At 58.9% G+C, this 15572-nt stretch carries 14 protein-coding genes; 5 read left to right on the forward strand and 9 right to left on the reverse strand.

The annotated features are described in order from the left end of the window. Position 1: 1 nt before the first annotated feature. The gene (locus tag WG29040_RS11115) at positions 2 to 1951 is read right to left on the reverse strand and encodes an LTA synthase family protein (protein ID WP_127196146.1); all 1950 of its coding nucleotides are present in this window, start codon (positions 1949 to 1951) and stop codon (positions 2 to 4) included. Positions 1952 to 2154: 203 nt separating this feature from the next. Between WG29040_RS11115 and colR the strand changes: the two genes are divergently transcribed. From colR to WG29040_RS11140, 5 genes are all read left to right on the forward strand, one after another. Next, complete coding sequence (colR, locus tag WG29040_RS11120) at positions 2155 to 2838, forward strand: two-component system response regulator ColR (RefSeq protein WP_060690978.1); 684 nt, start codon at positions 2155 to 2157, stop codon at positions 2836 to 2838. Beyond that, positions 2828 to 4108 (forward strand): HAMP domain-containing sensor histidine kinase, encoded by a 1281-nt coding sequence (locus WG29040_RS11125; protein ID WP_003442958.1) that lies wholly within the window; start codon positions 2828 to 2830, stop codon positions 4106 to 4108. Before colR ends, WG29040_RS11125 begins: the two co-directional genes overlap by 11 nt. Before the next feature lie 200 nt (positions 4109 to 4308). Then, positions 4309 to 4989 carry a class I SAM-dependent methyltransferase gene (locus WG29040_RS11130; RefSeq protein WP_127196147.1) on the forward strand — a complete coding sequence of 227 codons (681 nt, stop codon included), beginning with the start codon at positions 4309 to 4311 and terminating at the stop codon, positions 4987 to 4989. 3 nt (positions 4990 to 4992) lie between these two features. Then, a complete protein-coding gene (locus tag WG29040_RS11135) occupies positions 4993 to 5709 on the forward strand; it encodes a lipopolysaccharide kinase InaA family protein (protein ID WP_003442953.1) in 717 nt (238 codons plus the stop codon). Continuing rightward, positions 5709 to 5936, forward strand: coding sequence for a hypothetical protein (locus tag WG29040_RS11140; protein WP_003442952.1), 228 nt, complete (start codon positions 5709 to 5711; stop codon positions 5934 to 5936). Before WG29040_RS11135 ends, WG29040_RS11140 begins: the two co-directional genes overlap by 1 nt. Positions 5937 to 5988: 52 nt before the next feature. On the opposite strand, the gene WG29040_RS11145 is transcribed toward WG29040_RS11140, so the two are convergent. The 8 genes from WG29040_RS11145 to WG29040_RS11180 form a co-directional block, all read right to left on the reverse strand. After that, the gene (locus WG29040_RS11145; protein WP_003442951.1) at positions 5989 to 7086 is read right to left on the reverse strand and encodes a DUF1513 domain-containing protein; all 1098 of its coding nucleotides are present in this window, start codon (positions 7084 to 7086) and stop codon (positions 5989 to 5991) included. Positions 7087 to 7100: 14 nt separating this feature from the next. Continuing rightward, complete coding sequence (locus WG29040_RS11150) at positions 7101 to 8165, reverse strand: imelysin family protein (protein ID WP_003442948.1); 1065 nt, start codon at positions 8163 to 8165, stop codon at positions 7101 to 7103. Between the two features lie 26 nt (positions 8166 to 8191). Continuing rightward, positions 8192 to 9607 (reverse strand): di-heme oxidoredictase family protein, encoded by a 1416-nt coding sequence (locus WG29040_RS11155; RefSeq protein WP_127196148.1) that lies wholly within the window; start codon positions 9605 to 9607, stop codon positions 8192 to 8194. Positions 9608 to 9908: 301 nt separating this feature from the next. Beyond that, positions 9909 to 11255 (reverse strand): imelysin family protein, encoded by a 1347-nt coding sequence (locus tag WG29040_RS11160; RefSeq protein ID WP_127196149.1) that lies wholly within the window; start codon positions 11253 to 11255, stop codon positions 9909 to 9911. A 145-nt stretch (positions 11256 to 11400) separates the two neighbouring features. Further along, positions 11401 to 13467 carry a bifunctional diguanylate cyclase/phosphodiesterase gene (locus tag WG29040_RS11165; RefSeq protein ID WP_127196150.1) on the reverse strand — a complete coding sequence of 689 codons (2067 nt, stop codon included), beginning with the start codon at positions 13465 to 13467 and terminating at the stop codon, positions 11401 to 11403. A 232-nt stretch (positions 13468 to 13699) separates the two neighbouring features. Beyond that, positions 13700 to 14296, reverse strand: coding sequence for a superoxide dismutase (locus tag WG29040_RS11170; RefSeq protein ID WP_003442934.1), 597 nt, complete (start codon positions 14294 to 14296; stop codon positions 13700 to 13702). A 186-nt stretch (positions 14297 to 14482) separates the two neighbouring features. Continuing rightward, entirely contained in the window at positions 14483 to 15085 is a 603-nt protein-coding gene (locus tag WG29040_RS11175; RefSeq protein WP_003442932.1) for a LysE/ArgO family amino acid transporter, read from the reverse strand. A 5-nt stretch (positions 15086 to 15090) separates the two neighbouring features. Further along, positions 15091 to 15492, reverse strand: coding sequence for an ACT domain-containing protein (locus WG29040_RS11180; RefSeq protein WP_003442927.1), 402 nt, complete (start codon positions 15490 to 15492; stop codon positions 15091 to 15093). Positions 15493 to 15572: the final 80 nt, after the last annotated feature.

Here is a 15572-nt window from a genome sequence, read left to right on the forward strand (position 1 = left end):
GTTACTTCTGCGAGATCTGCAACGGTGCTGCGAACACCGGTTTCCAGCTCAGCAACTGCTGCTTGTAGCCGTAGCTGGCGACCTGGTAGTAGGTGATCGCACGCTCAATCAACGGATCGGTGGCCGGTACCCGGGATTCAATACTGGCAGTCAGTGCTTCGTCGTGACGGCGCAGGCCCTGGCGCGGGCTGAGAATCGCCAGGTCCTTGCCGTCGAACAAGCCCAGATGCTGGTAATTACCCACTACCACGCGGGGTGGCAGAGGGTTTTCCTGCAGCAGGTTGCGGCCAAAGAAGGTCGACTGATAGTCCATGTTCAGCAAGCCGAGCAAGGTCGGAGCCAGGTCGATCTGGCTGGCCAGTTGTGCGCTCTCGCGGGCTTCTATGAATTTTGGCCCATAGATGAACAGCGGGATCTGGTAGTTGGTAATGGGCAAGTCTTCCTTGCCGGCGCTGCCTGCCGTGTGGTCAGCCACGAAAATGAAGATCGTGTTGTCGAACCACGGCTTTTGGCGGGCATCCTTGAGGAACTGGCCGATGGCGTAATCGGTGTATTTCACCGCACCGTCGCGACCGTTACCCGACTTGATGTCGATACGGCCTTCTGGATAGGTATAAGGACGATGGTTGGAGGTGGTCATCAACTGCAGTAAAAACGGCTTTTGCCGGGCGTAATCGGCATCGGCCAGCTTCAGGGTTTCGCGGTACAGGTCTTCGTCAGCCATGCCCCACGCATTTTTGAAGTGGATATCGGCTTCATTGACGCTGCTTTGGTCAACCACGCGGTAACCGTTGCCGCTGAAAAATGCGTTCATGTTGTCGAAATACCCGCGGCCGCCATAGACGAACACGCTGTCATAGCCCACGGCATTGAGTTGCTGGCCAAGGCTGGCAAAGCCGCTTTCACGACCGATACGCTTGACGATCGAGCGGCCCGGGGTAGGAGGAATGGCCAGGGTAATGGCTTCCAGGCCCCGATCGGTACGGGTACCGGTGGCATAGAAGTTATTGAAGTACAGGCTCTCTTTGCGCAACTGATCCAGGTTCGGGGTCAGGTTGCGGCCGTCACCATTGCTGCCCAGGTACTTGGCGCTCAGGCTTTCGATGGTCACCAGCACAATGTTTGGCTGGCGCGCAGTCCCCGGGTTGTCGATGTTGCGCCGGATATCCAGCGGGTCCTTGCCGACAAACGTGGCATTGGGTTCCGTGAGCTCGGTGCGCAGCCGTCTGGCGACCACGTCGGCAGGCAGGCTGGCGTAGAACTGCTGGTAGTCCAGTTCGTTGTTACGGAATGCGGCGAAGAACTGGTACGGGCCGTTGCTCGCCAGTTCGTGCTGATAGGCGTTGCCGCCCTGGCCGCGCGGGCCGTCCTGATCAAGCAACTGCAGGCTCAAGCCTGCCACCAGCAGCAAACCGGCGAAGGTTGCCAGGCGAGCGCGAAAGGTGGGCAGCGGGGCATTCATGGCGGCATTGAACGGTTTGCGCAAGGCAACACTCAGAACAATGGCCGCGACGCCGATGGCACTGAGCAGCAGGCCGATCGGATACGACTCCAGCACGTTATTCAGCACTTCATCGGAGTAAACCAGGTAATCCACGGCGATAAAGTTAAAGCGCACACCGAACTCGTCCCAGAACAGGAATTCGGCCACTGCGGTGAACAGCATGGCGAACAGGCTCACGGTCAGCAGGCCTTGCAGGAACCAGCGATGACCACGACGGCGCCACAGGGCGGGCGGGCACAGCAGCAAATACAGACCCAGCGGCAAGGCGGCGTAGGTCAAAAATCCCAGATCGTAGAGCAGGCCAATGCCAAACACCGGCAACCAGCTATTACCAGCCTCGCCCAAATGGGTGAACAGCAAGACGCCTCGGGTGATTAAAAAGGTCGCCAGCCAACAGCCTGTCAACAGAAGCAGATAGCGCATTGGCGCGGTGGACAGCAGACGCATTAGTGTTTTTCCTTAAACCCGTGGGGGGCGTGAGTGTGCGGGCGCCACTGTATTGGCTTTGTGAACCGTGAGTAAAAAAAATGTCAGATTTGGGCGTTCTTCAACTAAATAGAGTGATGGTCTTGCAGCGCTGGCTCTCGGTCGTGCTAAGACTTAAGCTGCGCGGGCCAAGACGGTCGTAACTGCGTACGGAGAAAGTGCCCATGAGAATTCTACTGGTTGAAGACAACCGCGATATCCTTGCCAATCTGGCGGACTACCTAGGGCTTAAGGGCTATACCGTTGACTGCGCGCAGGACGGTTTGTCAGGTCTGCATCTGGCGGCCACCGAGCATTACGACCTTATCGTGCTCGACATCATGTTGCCCGGGATCGACGGTTACACCTTGTGCAAGCGCTTGCGTGAAGATGCGCGACGCGATACTCCGGTGATCATGCTCACCGCCCGTGACCAGCTCGACGACCGCCTGCAGGGCTTCAAGTCCGGCGCCGATGACTACCTGCTCAAACCCTTTGCCTTGTCGGAACTGGCGGCACGCATTGAAGCAGTATTGCGCCGGGCTCAGGGGGGCGGGCGACGCGAGCTGCAAGTGGGCGATCTGAAATACGACCTCGATACCCTTGAAGTAACCCGCGAAGGGCGCCTGCTCAAGCTCAACCCGGTGGGGCTCAAGTTGCTGGCCGTATTAATGCAGAAAAGCCCCCACGTGTTGCGCCGTGAAGTGCTGGAGGAGGCCTTGTGGGGCGATGACTGCCCTGACAGCGACAGCCTGCGCAGCCACGTGCACCAGTTGCGTCAGGTGATCGACAAGCCGTTCGACAAGCCGTTATTGCAAACCGTACATGGTGTCGGCTACCGCCTCGCCGAGAGTCGTGATGGAGTTTAAGCAAAGCCTTGCCCAACGGATCATCATTGCCTTCGCACTCATGAGTGCGCTGGTGGCGGGGACATTCGCCCTGGGCATTGTTGCCACCGTTCACCTGGTCGAAGAAAAACTCATTTCAGCGGGCCTGGGCGGCGACCTGCAACGCCTGTTGTTGATGGACAACATTGCCGACTGGAACCATCGACCGGAGCCTGACCAGCTGTTTTATTACAGTGGCGGGCGCGGCGATTTCGCTTTGCCCAAAGACCTGCGCCATCTTGATCCGGGTTTTCATGAAGTGTTCCGCGACCAGCTGTCGTACCACGCCATGGTCGAAGTGGTTGACGGTCGGCGCTATGTATTGCTGCAGGACCAAAGTGATTTCGAAGAACGTGAGCGCGTGTTGTTTGCCGTGGTCGTGGTCGGTTTTGTACTGGCATTGGCCCTGGCGGTCTTTTTAGGCTGGATTCTGGCCCGCAGGGTCATGGCCCCCGTGGTGCGCCTGGCGCGCCAGGTGCGTCATCGTGATCAGTTGCTGGGCCTGGCTCCGCCTTTGGCGCCGGACTATGCGGCCGATGAAGTGGGCGAGTTGGCGGTGGCGTTCGACGCTACCCTGGGGCGCCTGCGCGACACCCTGACCCGTGAGCGGCTGTTCACCAGCGATGTCAGCCATGAGTTGCGTACCCCGCTGATGGTACTGGCCAGTTCGTGCGAGCTTTTGCTGGAAAATCCGGCGCTGGACCCGCGCAGCCGCTCGCAAGTCGAGCGAATCTCGCGCGCCTGTGAAGAAATGCGCGAGCTGGTACAGACCTTCCTGATGCTGGCCAGGGCACAGCACGAAGATGCCAGCATGTCGCCGAAAGTGACCCTCACTACCGTGGCCGAAGGCCTGATCAGCTTGTGGCGCGGCCCCATTGAAGCCAAGGGCCTGACCCTGATCTACGATCCGGGGCAGCCACTGGATACCCGTTATAACGCGACCTTCCTGCACGCCGTCATGGGCAACTTGCTACGAAATGCCCTGCATTACACCGACACCGGTTTCATCCGGTTGAGTCTCGAGCCCACCGGATTTGTGGTGGAAGACAGCGGTGTGGGGATTCCCGAAGAAAAACGCCAGGCCATGTTCCAGCCTTTTGTAAGGGGCAGCGAAAAACGCGGGGAAGGGCTGGGGTTGGGGCTGTCGCTGGTGCAACGGATCTGTGACAGCCAGGGCTGGCGGGTAACGCTGACTACCATGGAGCCCAACGGGTGCCGCTTTCACGTTGAATTGAACCCGGTTGATGTCTGATATGTCCTGCCATGGCCAGCGTCCTGCTGGCCATTCCCCTTTCAGGGTTTAGTTTTTGAAGTGGCCCAGAGCCATTATTGGTGGTCTGTAAAACCCTGTAACGTCTGATCGGGCCAAGGCACGAAATTTTCACCCGGTGATGACCTGATGCATACGTTCTCCTGATTAAGGTAGCGCTTACACGCTTCAGGAGAGCCGTCATGAGCTCCACAATCAAACTCAAGTTTTCTGAAAAGTACGATCAAAAGCACGCCGCCGAGTACCTGGAAAAACATCAGGACGGGCTCGCCCGACGCCTTTCGCACAAGCGTGATGAGCAGTTGGCGCGCAAGGCCCTGGCATTGGCCGGCGAGCCGGGCCTGGTACTGGATCTTCCTTGTGGCGCAGGGCGTTTCTGGCCGTTGCTGGCCGAAAAGACCAACCGCGAAATCATTGGTGCGGATTACTCTGCATCCATGCTGGAAGTGGCATCGAAGGCACAGCCTGCGCAAGTGGTCAAACGGGTACGGCGTTTGCAGACATCTGCATTTGATATCGATCTGCCAGATAACGCGGTCGACAGTATTTTCAGCATGCGCCTGCTGCACCACATTGGTGATGCAAGTCACCGGATGGCTCTGTTACGGGAGTTTCACCGTGTCAGCCGGGACAGTGTGATCATTTCGCTGTGGGTCGATGGCAATTTCAAAGCCTGGAAACGCAACCGCCTGCAACGTCAGCGTGAAGCCGATGGCGGGTCGAACGGGTATCAGAATCGTTTTGTGTTACCGGCGGTGACTGTTGAAGCCGAGTTTAAAAAAGCCGGGTTCGTTGTTCAGAATCATTTGGATTTTATCCCGCTGTATGCGATGTGGCGGGTTTACATATTACGCAAGAGGTAACCCATGGCCGTTGAATTTGTATCTCCACCCCAAGCTGCAACTGAAGACCGCTTCGAGTACTACTGGCAGCAGCAAGGCGAGTGGGTCGAGGAGCCGAATCAGCGTCGCGGCGGTGAGAGTGGTGTGCAGCGAATTCGCGATGCCGGTGGACGATTGCTTTATGCCAAACGCCAGGTCGGTCATACCTACCGTAGCTGGCGTTACCCGCTGGGCCGGCCGACGGTATTGCGTGAGCGTGATGCACTGCTGGCTATGCAGGGTTTGGCGGTGGGGGTACCCGAGTTGGTGTACTGCGGGGCAAAACAGGGTGCAGACCGTCAATGGCGCGCACTGCTGGTGACCGCAGCCCTAGACGGCTTTATCGAAATTGACAACTGGTACGCCGCCGGTGGGCGTGAACGCCATGGTGAAGCGATCCATGAGCGGGTGCTGGAAGCCATTGCCCATACCCTGGCGCGCATGCATCTGGGACGTTGGCAGCATGGTTGCCTGTACCCCAAGCACGTCTTCGTACGGGTCACCGCAGACGGTGAAAGTGCCGTGGTCGACATCGCCCTGCTGGACCTTGAAAAAAGCCGGCAACGCCTGACTCCGCACAAAGCTGCCTCCCATGATCTTAAGCAACTGCGTCGCCACTCGTCGTGGAATGCCGCCGACTGGAACAAATTGATCTACTTTTACGAGAAGGTGTTTGGCAGCGCCATCAAAGGTTTACGGTGATGAAGAGAGAAATAGCACGAGGTTTGTTTCTACTGGTCGCTCTGGCCATTGCTTCTGTGGCGCTGGCCGCCTGGGAGCAGCCCAAGCCTCAGGTATTCAGCGGTGCAGTCAGCGGGGCCAGTTGCCCGCTACCGCGAGTTGCGAAAGTGGCGAGCGTAGCGACGCCAGATCACGACCTGTTGCTGTTCATGTTTGGCATGGCCCAGGGCATGAAATCCCAGGGCTGAAGCCGCAGGCTGTGCCAGGGGCCCCGGGACCTTGAGTCATGGGGCTCTGGATTTACATCACATGCAAATGGTTGTCCCACAGCCCCGATGGCAAATCCAGCGGTTTGGCTGTCAGCTCACTCTGGCGGCAGTCATAGAAACGGCAACGACCCTGACCGGATGTAACCACAAAGCCATCCTCTACTGCAGCCACCCCGGCGCAATCGGGTAACGGCGCATCGAGGCGCAAGTCACCGCTGTCCAGATCCCAGACAAAGAACCGGTTGCCCCGCGGAGCGGTCAATGCAACCAGCCGCAACCCGCTGTGTACCGCCACACTGGCCGTGTAATGGCCCATGGCACGCAGTTGCTGCTCTGCCACCGGGAAGGGTTCGAAGGGCTGACCAGGACGCTTGATCGCCAGCAATTCGGATAATGTGTGGGCCTCGCCCATGAATTGCTGACACGCAACGATGGTGCCGTCAGTTGCAATTGCAAGATGGCGCACGCTGTTCATCTGCTGGCTCAAGGTCTCTTTGCTCAGCAACGTCCCGTCGCGCTGCATCAGGACCAGGCTGGGCTCCATCGCATTCAGATTCATCTCGATCCGGCTTTCGGCCTCGGTACGAATCCCGCCGTTGGCCACCACCAGCGTCTCGCCGTCGGGCATCCACGACACCTGATGCGGGCCAACGCCGTGGGTCGGTATTTCGCCACTGTGAACCAGGCGCCCGTCTGCAAAGCGATAAACCCCCAGCAAGCCACGTCCCGGGTCGGTGGTGTCATTTTCAGTGGTGTAGAGCCATTCACCGTCTTTATGGATCACCGCATGGCCGTAGAAATGTCGATCGGGCAGCGATGTCAGGGTTTGTAGCAACTGCCCGTCTGCAAGGTTGATCAGGTAGCTCTCGGTGCCGGGGCGCCGCGCGACAAACAGCGCAACGGGCAGCGAAGGGTGATTGATGATGTCATGGCAGCGCTGGCCGACCCGGGTGCTGAACACCTGGGTGCCGTCCAGCCGATAGCCGACGGCAAAGTGATTGCCGTCCACATCGTCACGGGCACTCAACAGCAGCGGGCTCTGGCCTTTTTGTTTAAACAGTGACCAGCCGCCCAACGTGACGGCGCTCAGTAGTAAACCACCGAGCTTGAGAGCTTGCCTGCGCATCATCGACCCCTCTTTCATCAGTCGCCGTCGTTGGCGTTAAAGCCCAGCTGAATGCCCAGGGCCTTGGCCAGTTCGCCTTCGTGCAGGCGGTGAACCACGTTCAGGCTGTCGTAGATGGCGTCCAGCTGGGCGCGACCTGCGTCGTCAGCCAGCAATTCATTGAGCGAACGCTGGTTGTCATTGAACAGCTTGAGCGAAGCGGCATAGGCAGCGTCGATCTTGTCAGCCAACGGCTTTTGATCAGCAGGCAACAAGCCACGCAAGCCTTGATTGTCGACCCCGACCCAGACGGTCTGGGCGGCAGCGAGGCTGGCAGCCAGGCTTTGCAGCGATGACTGGCTGCGCCATGCGTCGGCCTGGAATGGCTGGGCGATGCCCTTGCTCTGGCGGCCCATCGGGGTGCCGAGCTTTTTCTTCAGGGTATCGAGTGCCGTGACCTGTACCCGCAACAGATCAGCAATGGCCTCGTGGGAGTCGGCATAGCGCTGGTTAGGGAACTTGGTCATTTGCGCGAGCATGCCGTCGGTGCTGTTCCAGCTGGCCAGAATCTCTTCGGCCAGTTGTTTCTGGCGTTCGCCAATGGCACTCAACAACGGGCAGTAACGGGCTTTTTGTGCAGCATCAGCCAGGTCGATATTGCTGTCGAACAGAATGTATTCGTAGGCTGACAGGCCTTGCACCACAACGCTGGACTTGGCCAGGGCATCGGCATCGATCTGGGGCTGGGCTACCACCAGTTGCTCAACCTGACGTCCGACCAGGTTTTTCTTGTCCGGCCAGAACTGGACCTGCCACGAGCGATTGCCTTCGGCCAGCGGACCGATCAGCAAGGGTTGCAGCTCGGCCCAGGCTTTTTGCGCGTGCAAGAAGTCAGCCCTGGCGGTTTCCAGTGTTTCTTTGCCCTGGCAGAAGGCCAGGGCACTGACGGCCAGTTGGCGGTCGGCATCGACCCAGCGGCTGTAGGTCGGCAAAATCACCTGTTTGGCAATCGCCGCCGAGGTGACGGCTTGCGGGTCTTGTGGCGAGCATGCGGCCAGAGCGATCGCGGCAAGGCTGGTGAACAAAAGCTTGGGTCGAAACATGTCGGGGTCCCCGATCTTGTAAGGCGTTAAAGAGAGTTCAGGAACGCCAGCAACGCTGCGCGCTGCCCGGCATCGAATTGCAGCACCTGCTGTCTGGCCGGTTCGGCCTCACCACCGTGCCAGAGCACGGCTTCGAGCAGGTTGCGTGCACGTCCATCGTGCAAAAACCGTGTGTGTCCACTGACTGTTCGGGTCAGACCTATACCCCACAGTGGCGCGGTGCGCCAGTCGCGCCCGGAGGCGGCGAACTCTGTGCGGTTGTCGGCCAGACCGTCGCCCATATCGTGGAGCAACAGGTCGCTGTAAGGGTGAATCACCTGGTTGGCCAGTTCGGGTTCAGCGGCGTTGGCCGAGGTGGTGAACGTCGGCGTATGGCACGACGCACAGCCTGCCTGGTAAAACAGGTTCTTGCCGGCCAGCACCTGGGGCGAGCCGACATCCCGTCGTGCAGGCACGGCGAGGTTGCGGGTATAGAACTCGACGAGCCGCAGAATGTTGTCACTGACCTCTGGCTCGCCATCCGGGCCATTGCCGTTGGGGGCTTGAAGACAGTCAGTTTGGGCCGGGGTGCAGTCATCAACGGGTCTCAGGGACGTGGTGAGCCCCATGTCACCAGAAAAGGCGTGAACGTTTTGTTGATTGAGGTTCGGTTGACCGGCTTTCCAGCCAAAGCGCCCCAGAACAGTCTTTTGTTGCGCATCATCCCAGACCCGGTTCGGACGTCCGGCAACCCCGTCACCTGTGTTGGCATTGGCCAGAATCGCCTCTTCGGGGATGGCCTCAAGCAAACCCAGGCCAATCATCGGCGGTGCAACGCGTGCCGAGAAACGGGTGTCCGGGTGCATCGGGCCATAACCGAGCTGGGTGATTTGCAGTGTCGGTTTTTGCAGCTCGACTGCCGTGCCGTCCTTGAAATGTACCAGCACCGGCTGGTATTCGACCCGCACCTTGCCTTCGGGGGCAACGCCGGGCACGGCCATGTCCTGCAACTGAGCGCCATAAACCGGTTCCGGCACTACGCCGGTCTGCTCGATCAACTTGGCATAGGCGGGTTGATCGGGAATCGACAGGCGTACCAGCATGGACACCGAGTTGACGGCGTCCGGCGCAGGAGGGTGGCCGCGACCGTCCTTGATATGGCAGTTCTGACAGGCATTGGTATTGAACAGCGGGCCCAGGCCGTCACGGGCGGTGGTGGTGGAGGGGGCTATGACCCAGGGGCTGCGAAAGAAACTGTTGCCGACACTGAAATCCAGACGCCGGCTTGGCGAAAGGTTGGCGGAGGGCATGGAGAACGCATTTCGATCGGCTTTACCCACTGTCGTATCCCCGCCGGAGCGGGCTTCACCGGGCTCGGGTTGGGTAAAACGCGGGGCATCATCACAGCCGCCAAGGCCCAGGGCCAATAGCAGCAGAGACAGGCGAAGAGGCAGCGAAGGCATCAAGCGTCCAGATCAGCGAGCAAAATCGAGGGCGCAAAGTTTATCAGGGAAGGTGAATTGAAATAAGAGGGATTAGCATTTGGTTTGATCAGGGGCAGGTTTTCGTTCCTGTGCACGGAGGGAATTGCTCCACCTTGCAAGTGGTCCGACCCGGCACTGCAGGAGCGAGCTTCCCGGGAATGTCGCGTTCACTCGCCCATCAACCTGGGCTCGATAAAAAGCTCGCTTGTGCAGAGGTCGGTGGCGTCGAATAAAAAAGGCGGCCCGAAGGCCGCCTCATCATTCACTCAAACCCTGCGGATCAAAACTCGTGGTCGGCAGTGTCCGGGTTCAGATCGTTGATGCCCAGCTTGCCGGCTGCCTGCTCGATGGCCGCGGTCTGTTTGACCAGGGCGGCGATGGCGTCACGTACAACCTGATTGCCCGCCTCATTACCCGCGGCGATCAGTTGGTCGTAGTGCTCGCCCTTGTTGGCAAGATCAACCATGACCTGGATCTTGGCTTCGGTGTCTGCCAGATCGGATTTCAGCGTGGCGTCTGTGGCCGGGTCAACCGCCACAACCAGCGACGACAGGCTCGGGCCGGTCATTTTAGTGCCGTCAGTACGCAGGTACTCACCCAGGTACACGTTACGAATGCCTTTGGCATCGTAGAAGTGCGAGTTGTGGGTGTTGTCGCTGAAGCAGTCTTGCTCGTCTTCCGGGGAGTTGGCTTCCAGCGACACTTTCATGCGTTCGCCTGCCAGTTCACCCAACGACAGGCTGCCCATGCCGAACAGCATTTTGCGCAGGCCGTTCTGCGGGGTATCAGCTTGCAGTGTGGCGCGGTAGTTGTCGGTTACATCCGGTGCCCAGTTACCGACCATTTCGTCCAGGTCGTTGACCAGCAGTTGGGTAACCGCTTTGAGGTACGCGCGACGACGGTCATTGTGGCCGCCGGTGGCGCCTTCGCCTTCAAGGTAGTCGGACGCCGGACGGTTGCCCGCGCCAGGGCCGGTACCGTTGAGGTCCTGGCCCCAGAGCAGGAATTCGATTGCATGGTAGCCGGTCGCCACGTTGGCTTCGGAGCCGCCCAGTTCGTTCAGGCTGGCGAGGGTCTCGGGGGTGATTTCGGTCACGTCGACCTTGTCTTCGCCGACCTGGATCTGGGTGTTGGCAATAATGTTGGCGTTGGCACCCGGGTTGCCCAGTGCACCGGCGTAGCTGGTGTCAACGTAGTCGATCAGGCCTTCGTCCAGTGGCCAGGCATTAACCTGACCTTCCCAGTCATCAATGATGGTGTTGCCGAAACGGAATACTTCGCTTTGCAGGTAAGGTACGCGCGCCTCAACCCAGGCCGCGCGGGCGGCTTTGAGGGTGTCATCGTTGGGCTTGGCGAGGAAGGCGTCGATAGCCGTTTGCAGTTTTTTCGCACCCGACTCGGCGTCGCTGAATACTGCGTGAACCATGTCGGCGTAATGCGCGACAACGGCTTTGGCGGCAGTTTCATCAATTTTCACCGCGCTGACATCGGTCGCTGGCGTTGCGGTGCTGGTGGCTGCTGCCGGCGTAGGGGCCGCCGCAGTTTTTTCCTTGTCCTTGTCGCCACAACCGGCGAGTGAGATAGCAATGGCCAGCAGACTGGCGGTAGCCAGGGGCATACGAATCATGGCGAAAATCCTGCTTCGAGAGGTGGGACAAGCGTGCGGCTGCACGCAAAACTGCGACATGATGCGAAAGATATGCATTTTGTGTAAAGGGTTAGCGTTGTAAATATTTCTTATTTACCTTCAGGCAACCCCGATTCAGGGGCAATCACGAAACACCGGGTTGCAGCTTCAGTAGCCGATTACGCCGGGCCTGCTCCAGGTAAGCGCTCAACTCCCGTGCTCCCAGGGGTTTGCTGTACAGATAGCCTTGGCCTTCGTGACACCCTTCCTTGATCACATAGGCTTCCTGTTCGGCGGTTTCGACGCCTTCGGCTATTACCTGCATGCCCAGGCTTTTACCGAGCTGAATAATGGCCCGCACGATGGTCGCATCGTCGTCATCGTCAATCAGGTCCTGCACAAAACTTTTATCGATCTTGATTTTGTCCAGCGGCAGTCGCTTGAGGTAGCTCAGGGATGAGTAGCCGGTGCCAAAGTCATCAATCGCGATCAAGGCGCCGGAGCGACGCAGGCTCAGCAGGTGCTGGGCGGCAGTGCCGATGTCTTCCATGAGGCTGGTTTCTGTGACCTCCAGCTCCAGGCTGCGGGGTGCCAGGTGGTAGTTGTGAAACAGCTCGTTGACCATCCGTGGCAGTTCGGCGTGATGCAGTTGCACGGTCGAAAGGTTGACTGCCATGCGCAGCTCGCTGAAGCCCTGATCATGCCATTCGCGCAGTTGGCGGCAGGACTGGTGCAGTACCCACTCACCGATGGCAATGATGCTGCCGTTTTTTTCGGCCAGCGGAATAAACAGATCCGCAGGGACCAGGCCGTGCTCGGGGTGCTGCCATCGCAGCAACGCTTCGACCCCGACCACCCGATGGTCGCTGTAACGGATCTGCGGCTGGTAGACCAGGTGCAACTGGTTATTGAGCAGTGCTTCGCGCAAGTCTTTTTCCAGCTGGCGCAGGCGCCGCATCTCGCGGTCGACGCTGGCGATATAAAACTGATAACGGCCGCGCGACCGGCTTTTGGCCAGGGTCATGGTCTGCTCGGCTTTTTGCAGCAGTTGCTCAGATGTGTCGCCATCTTCGGGAAACAAGGTGATGCCAATGGTGGCGCGTAATCGGATGTTGTGCTGGTCCAGACTGAAGGGGATTTCGAGATCATCAATGATCTTCTGGGCCAGCTCGGCGGCCTCGTAGAGCTGCTCGATATGGGCCTGGACCAGCGCGAACTGGTCGCCGCCCAGGCGTGCCAGAGTGCCCTGGCATGCGCTGTGGGCACGAATCCGGTCAGTCAGGGCTTGTAACAGCCGGTCACCGGTCTGATAGCCAAACTGTTCGTTGATGCCTTTGAAATCGTCCAGCCCCACACACAGCACCGCGACACGACGTTGCGAGCGGCCAGCCTCCACCAGGGTTTTGCCCAGTTGGGCCTGCAGTTGCTGTCGATTTGGTAAACCGGTCAAAAAGTCATACCGGGCCATGCGCAACAAGGAGTTTTCCGCTTCGCGGCGCAAATCGGTATTGCGCTCAATTGAGCTCAGCAGCTGATTGGCGGTGTTGACCCACATCCCCAGTTCATTGTTCTCATGCCCCTTGAGTGGCGGCATCCAGTGCTCGCCGGGGCGATCGGGGTTGATACTGGTCAAGTGGCGGAGGATTTTTGACAAGGGTTTGGTCAGTAGCCAGTGATACACCAGGTACAGCACCAGCCCCAACAGCAGCGCGCGCAGCACGCCGGAGATCAGAATGATCACGGCGTTGGTTAAGAAATCTTTGCCAAAAGGGGCGGTATCGAGGGTTATGTTCAGGTCGCCGTAATACTCGCGGTCCGGTTCACGGCCCGTCAGCGCAATGCTGTCGGTGTGTTGCCGGCCCAAAATAAGGTCGGTCAGCCAACGGCTTGAGGACGTGTGCAAGGGCCGTGACTTTTGCGCAAGGCTGGCTTCATCGGGGTGACCAATGGACGCCTGACGCACGGCATCATCCTGAAACAGGCCTTCGATGACCTGCATCGCCATATCGCGGTCCAGGCTATACAGCGCCTGAGTCGAGGGGTCGCGAAACATGCCGAGGATACGCCCCGCATCATTGTTGACGGTCTGCCGTGTTTCGTAGGCGTAGAACACAATTTGCCCGCAACCAAGCACTGCTCCAACGCCCAGTGCCGACAGCAACACGATCTGCAGCAACTTGAACGACAAGCTGTTTTTGAGTTCCGGCTTCAAAGCGCTATTCCTTGTTTCTGCCACTAATGCTTTTGGCCAGGTGCCTGAGTACCGCTGCAGATATCCACGGCAGCTAATGTGTCGGTCTGCGGCTTCTTTAACTTGAGGGGCTGAATGAAAAATATCGGGTGTCTTGATACGGCTGGCCCGAAACCGGGCAGGGGCGGGGCAGACACTTTCAGGCAGACAAAAAAAACCCGGCATGCCGGGTTTTTTTTACCTGGAGTCAGGCTTAAGCAGTAAAGGTTTTGCCTTCGAACTGCTCAGCAACGAACTTCCAGTTAACGAGGTTCCAGAACGCTTCAACATACTTCGGACGCACGTTGCGGTAGTCGATGTAGTAAGCGTGTTCCCAAACGTCGCAGGTCAGCAGCGGGGTGTCGCCGCTGGTCAGCGGGTTGCCGGCGCCAATGGTGCTGGCCAGGGCCAGGGAACCGTCAGCTTTCTTCACCAGCCAGCCCCAGCCGGAGCCGAAGGTGCCGATGGAAGTCTTGCTGAACTCTTCCTTGAACTTGTCGAACGAACCGAAGGCTGCGTTGATGGCATCAGCCAGCGCGCCAGTAGGTGCGCCGCCGCCGTTTGGCGTCATGCAGTTCCAGTAAAAAGTGTGGTTCCAGACCTGAGCGGCGTTGTTGAAGATACCGCCCGAAGAGGTTTTAACGATCTCTTCCAGGGTTTTGCCTTCGAACTCGGTGCCTGGCACCAGGTTGTTCAGGTTCACGACGTAGGTGTTGTGGTGCTTGTCGTGGTGAAACTCCAGGGTTTCTTTGGAGATGTGCGGCTGCAGGGCATCGTGTGCGTAGGGCAGCGGCGGCAATTCGAAAGCCATGATGATTCTCCTAATCAGGTCAGTTGCGATGAGCGCAAGGCCGATCACGGGCGGCCAAACACGCGCCGATGAGTTTTTACTCTTCGCGGCGCAGGGGCTGGATCATAGCACCGGGGGTGCGGCAAAACCACGCAACAACTGTGTGGAATAGAGGTTCCAAAGATTTTGCAAACGCTCTGGCCCGCATCAGCCGGCACTTATTAATTGATACGCCACGCTGAACATCATCACCGCCACCAGCAGGTCCAGCCAGCGCCAGGTTGCCGGGCGTGCCAGCCACGGGGCCAACCAGGCGGCACCCAGGGCCAGGGCGGAAAACCACAGCAGCGAGGCACTGGCGGCACCTGCGACATAAGCGCCGGGTTCAGTTTGCTGGGCGCCCAGGGAGCCGATCAGCAATACGGTGTCCAGATACACATGGGGGTTGAGCAGGGTCACCGCCAGGGCACTGAGCATCACCGCGCGTAATGAACGCACCTTATGGTTTTCACCTTGCCCAAGGCTTTGTTTCGAACAGGCCCGGCGCAGGGCCAGGGTGCCGTACCACAGCAGGAAGGCTGCGCCGCCCCAGCGGGCGATGGCCAGCAACAAAGGGTTTTGCGCCAGCACTGTGGCCAGGCCAAACACACCGGCAGCCACCAGCAGGGCGTCACATACCACGCACAGGGCCGCCACCGGCAGGTGATGTTCCCGGCGCAGGCTTTGCGCCAGCACAAAGGCATTCTGGGTACCAATGGCCATGATCAAACCCAGGGCCACCAGCAAGCCGTTCACATAACTTTGCCACATGGTTCTTACTCCGCGCTGGCTGCCAATTGACTCAGTACTGTCATGGCGCGATCTGCATCGCTGCGGCCGACAAACAGATGGTCGTGGTAATAACCGGCAATCACGTTGCAACTGATTCCGGCCTGGCCCAGGGCAGTGGCGAAGGCTGCTGTCAGGCCGACTGCCTGCAGCGCCGAGTGCACATTGAGGGTGATCCAGGCGGCGATGTAGTCATAGGCAAGCCCGGCCTGTTCGGCCTGTTGGCGCTCGACAATCAGTGTCAGGCCTTCTTGTTCACGAAAGCTGCCGATCACCTCGCAACTGTCCGGGATGCGGTGGTCGGGCAGGGTGCAAAACACGTAGTCACCCTGGTTGAGGTGCGGGCTCATGCTGCGCAACAGAGTTGCCAGGGCGGTTTCGCCGGCCATGGAGTAAGTCCTTGAAGAGTGAAAAGTGATGCTGGCTATTCTCGGGGCTGAAGCTGTATAAGAAAAACCAATATTGCTGA

The organism is Pseudomonas sp. PAMC 29040, assembly GCF_003994535.1.
GTDB lineage: Bacteria > Pseudomonadota > Gammaproteobacteria > Pseudomonadales > Pseudomonadaceae > Aquipseudomonas > Aquipseudomonas paraversuta.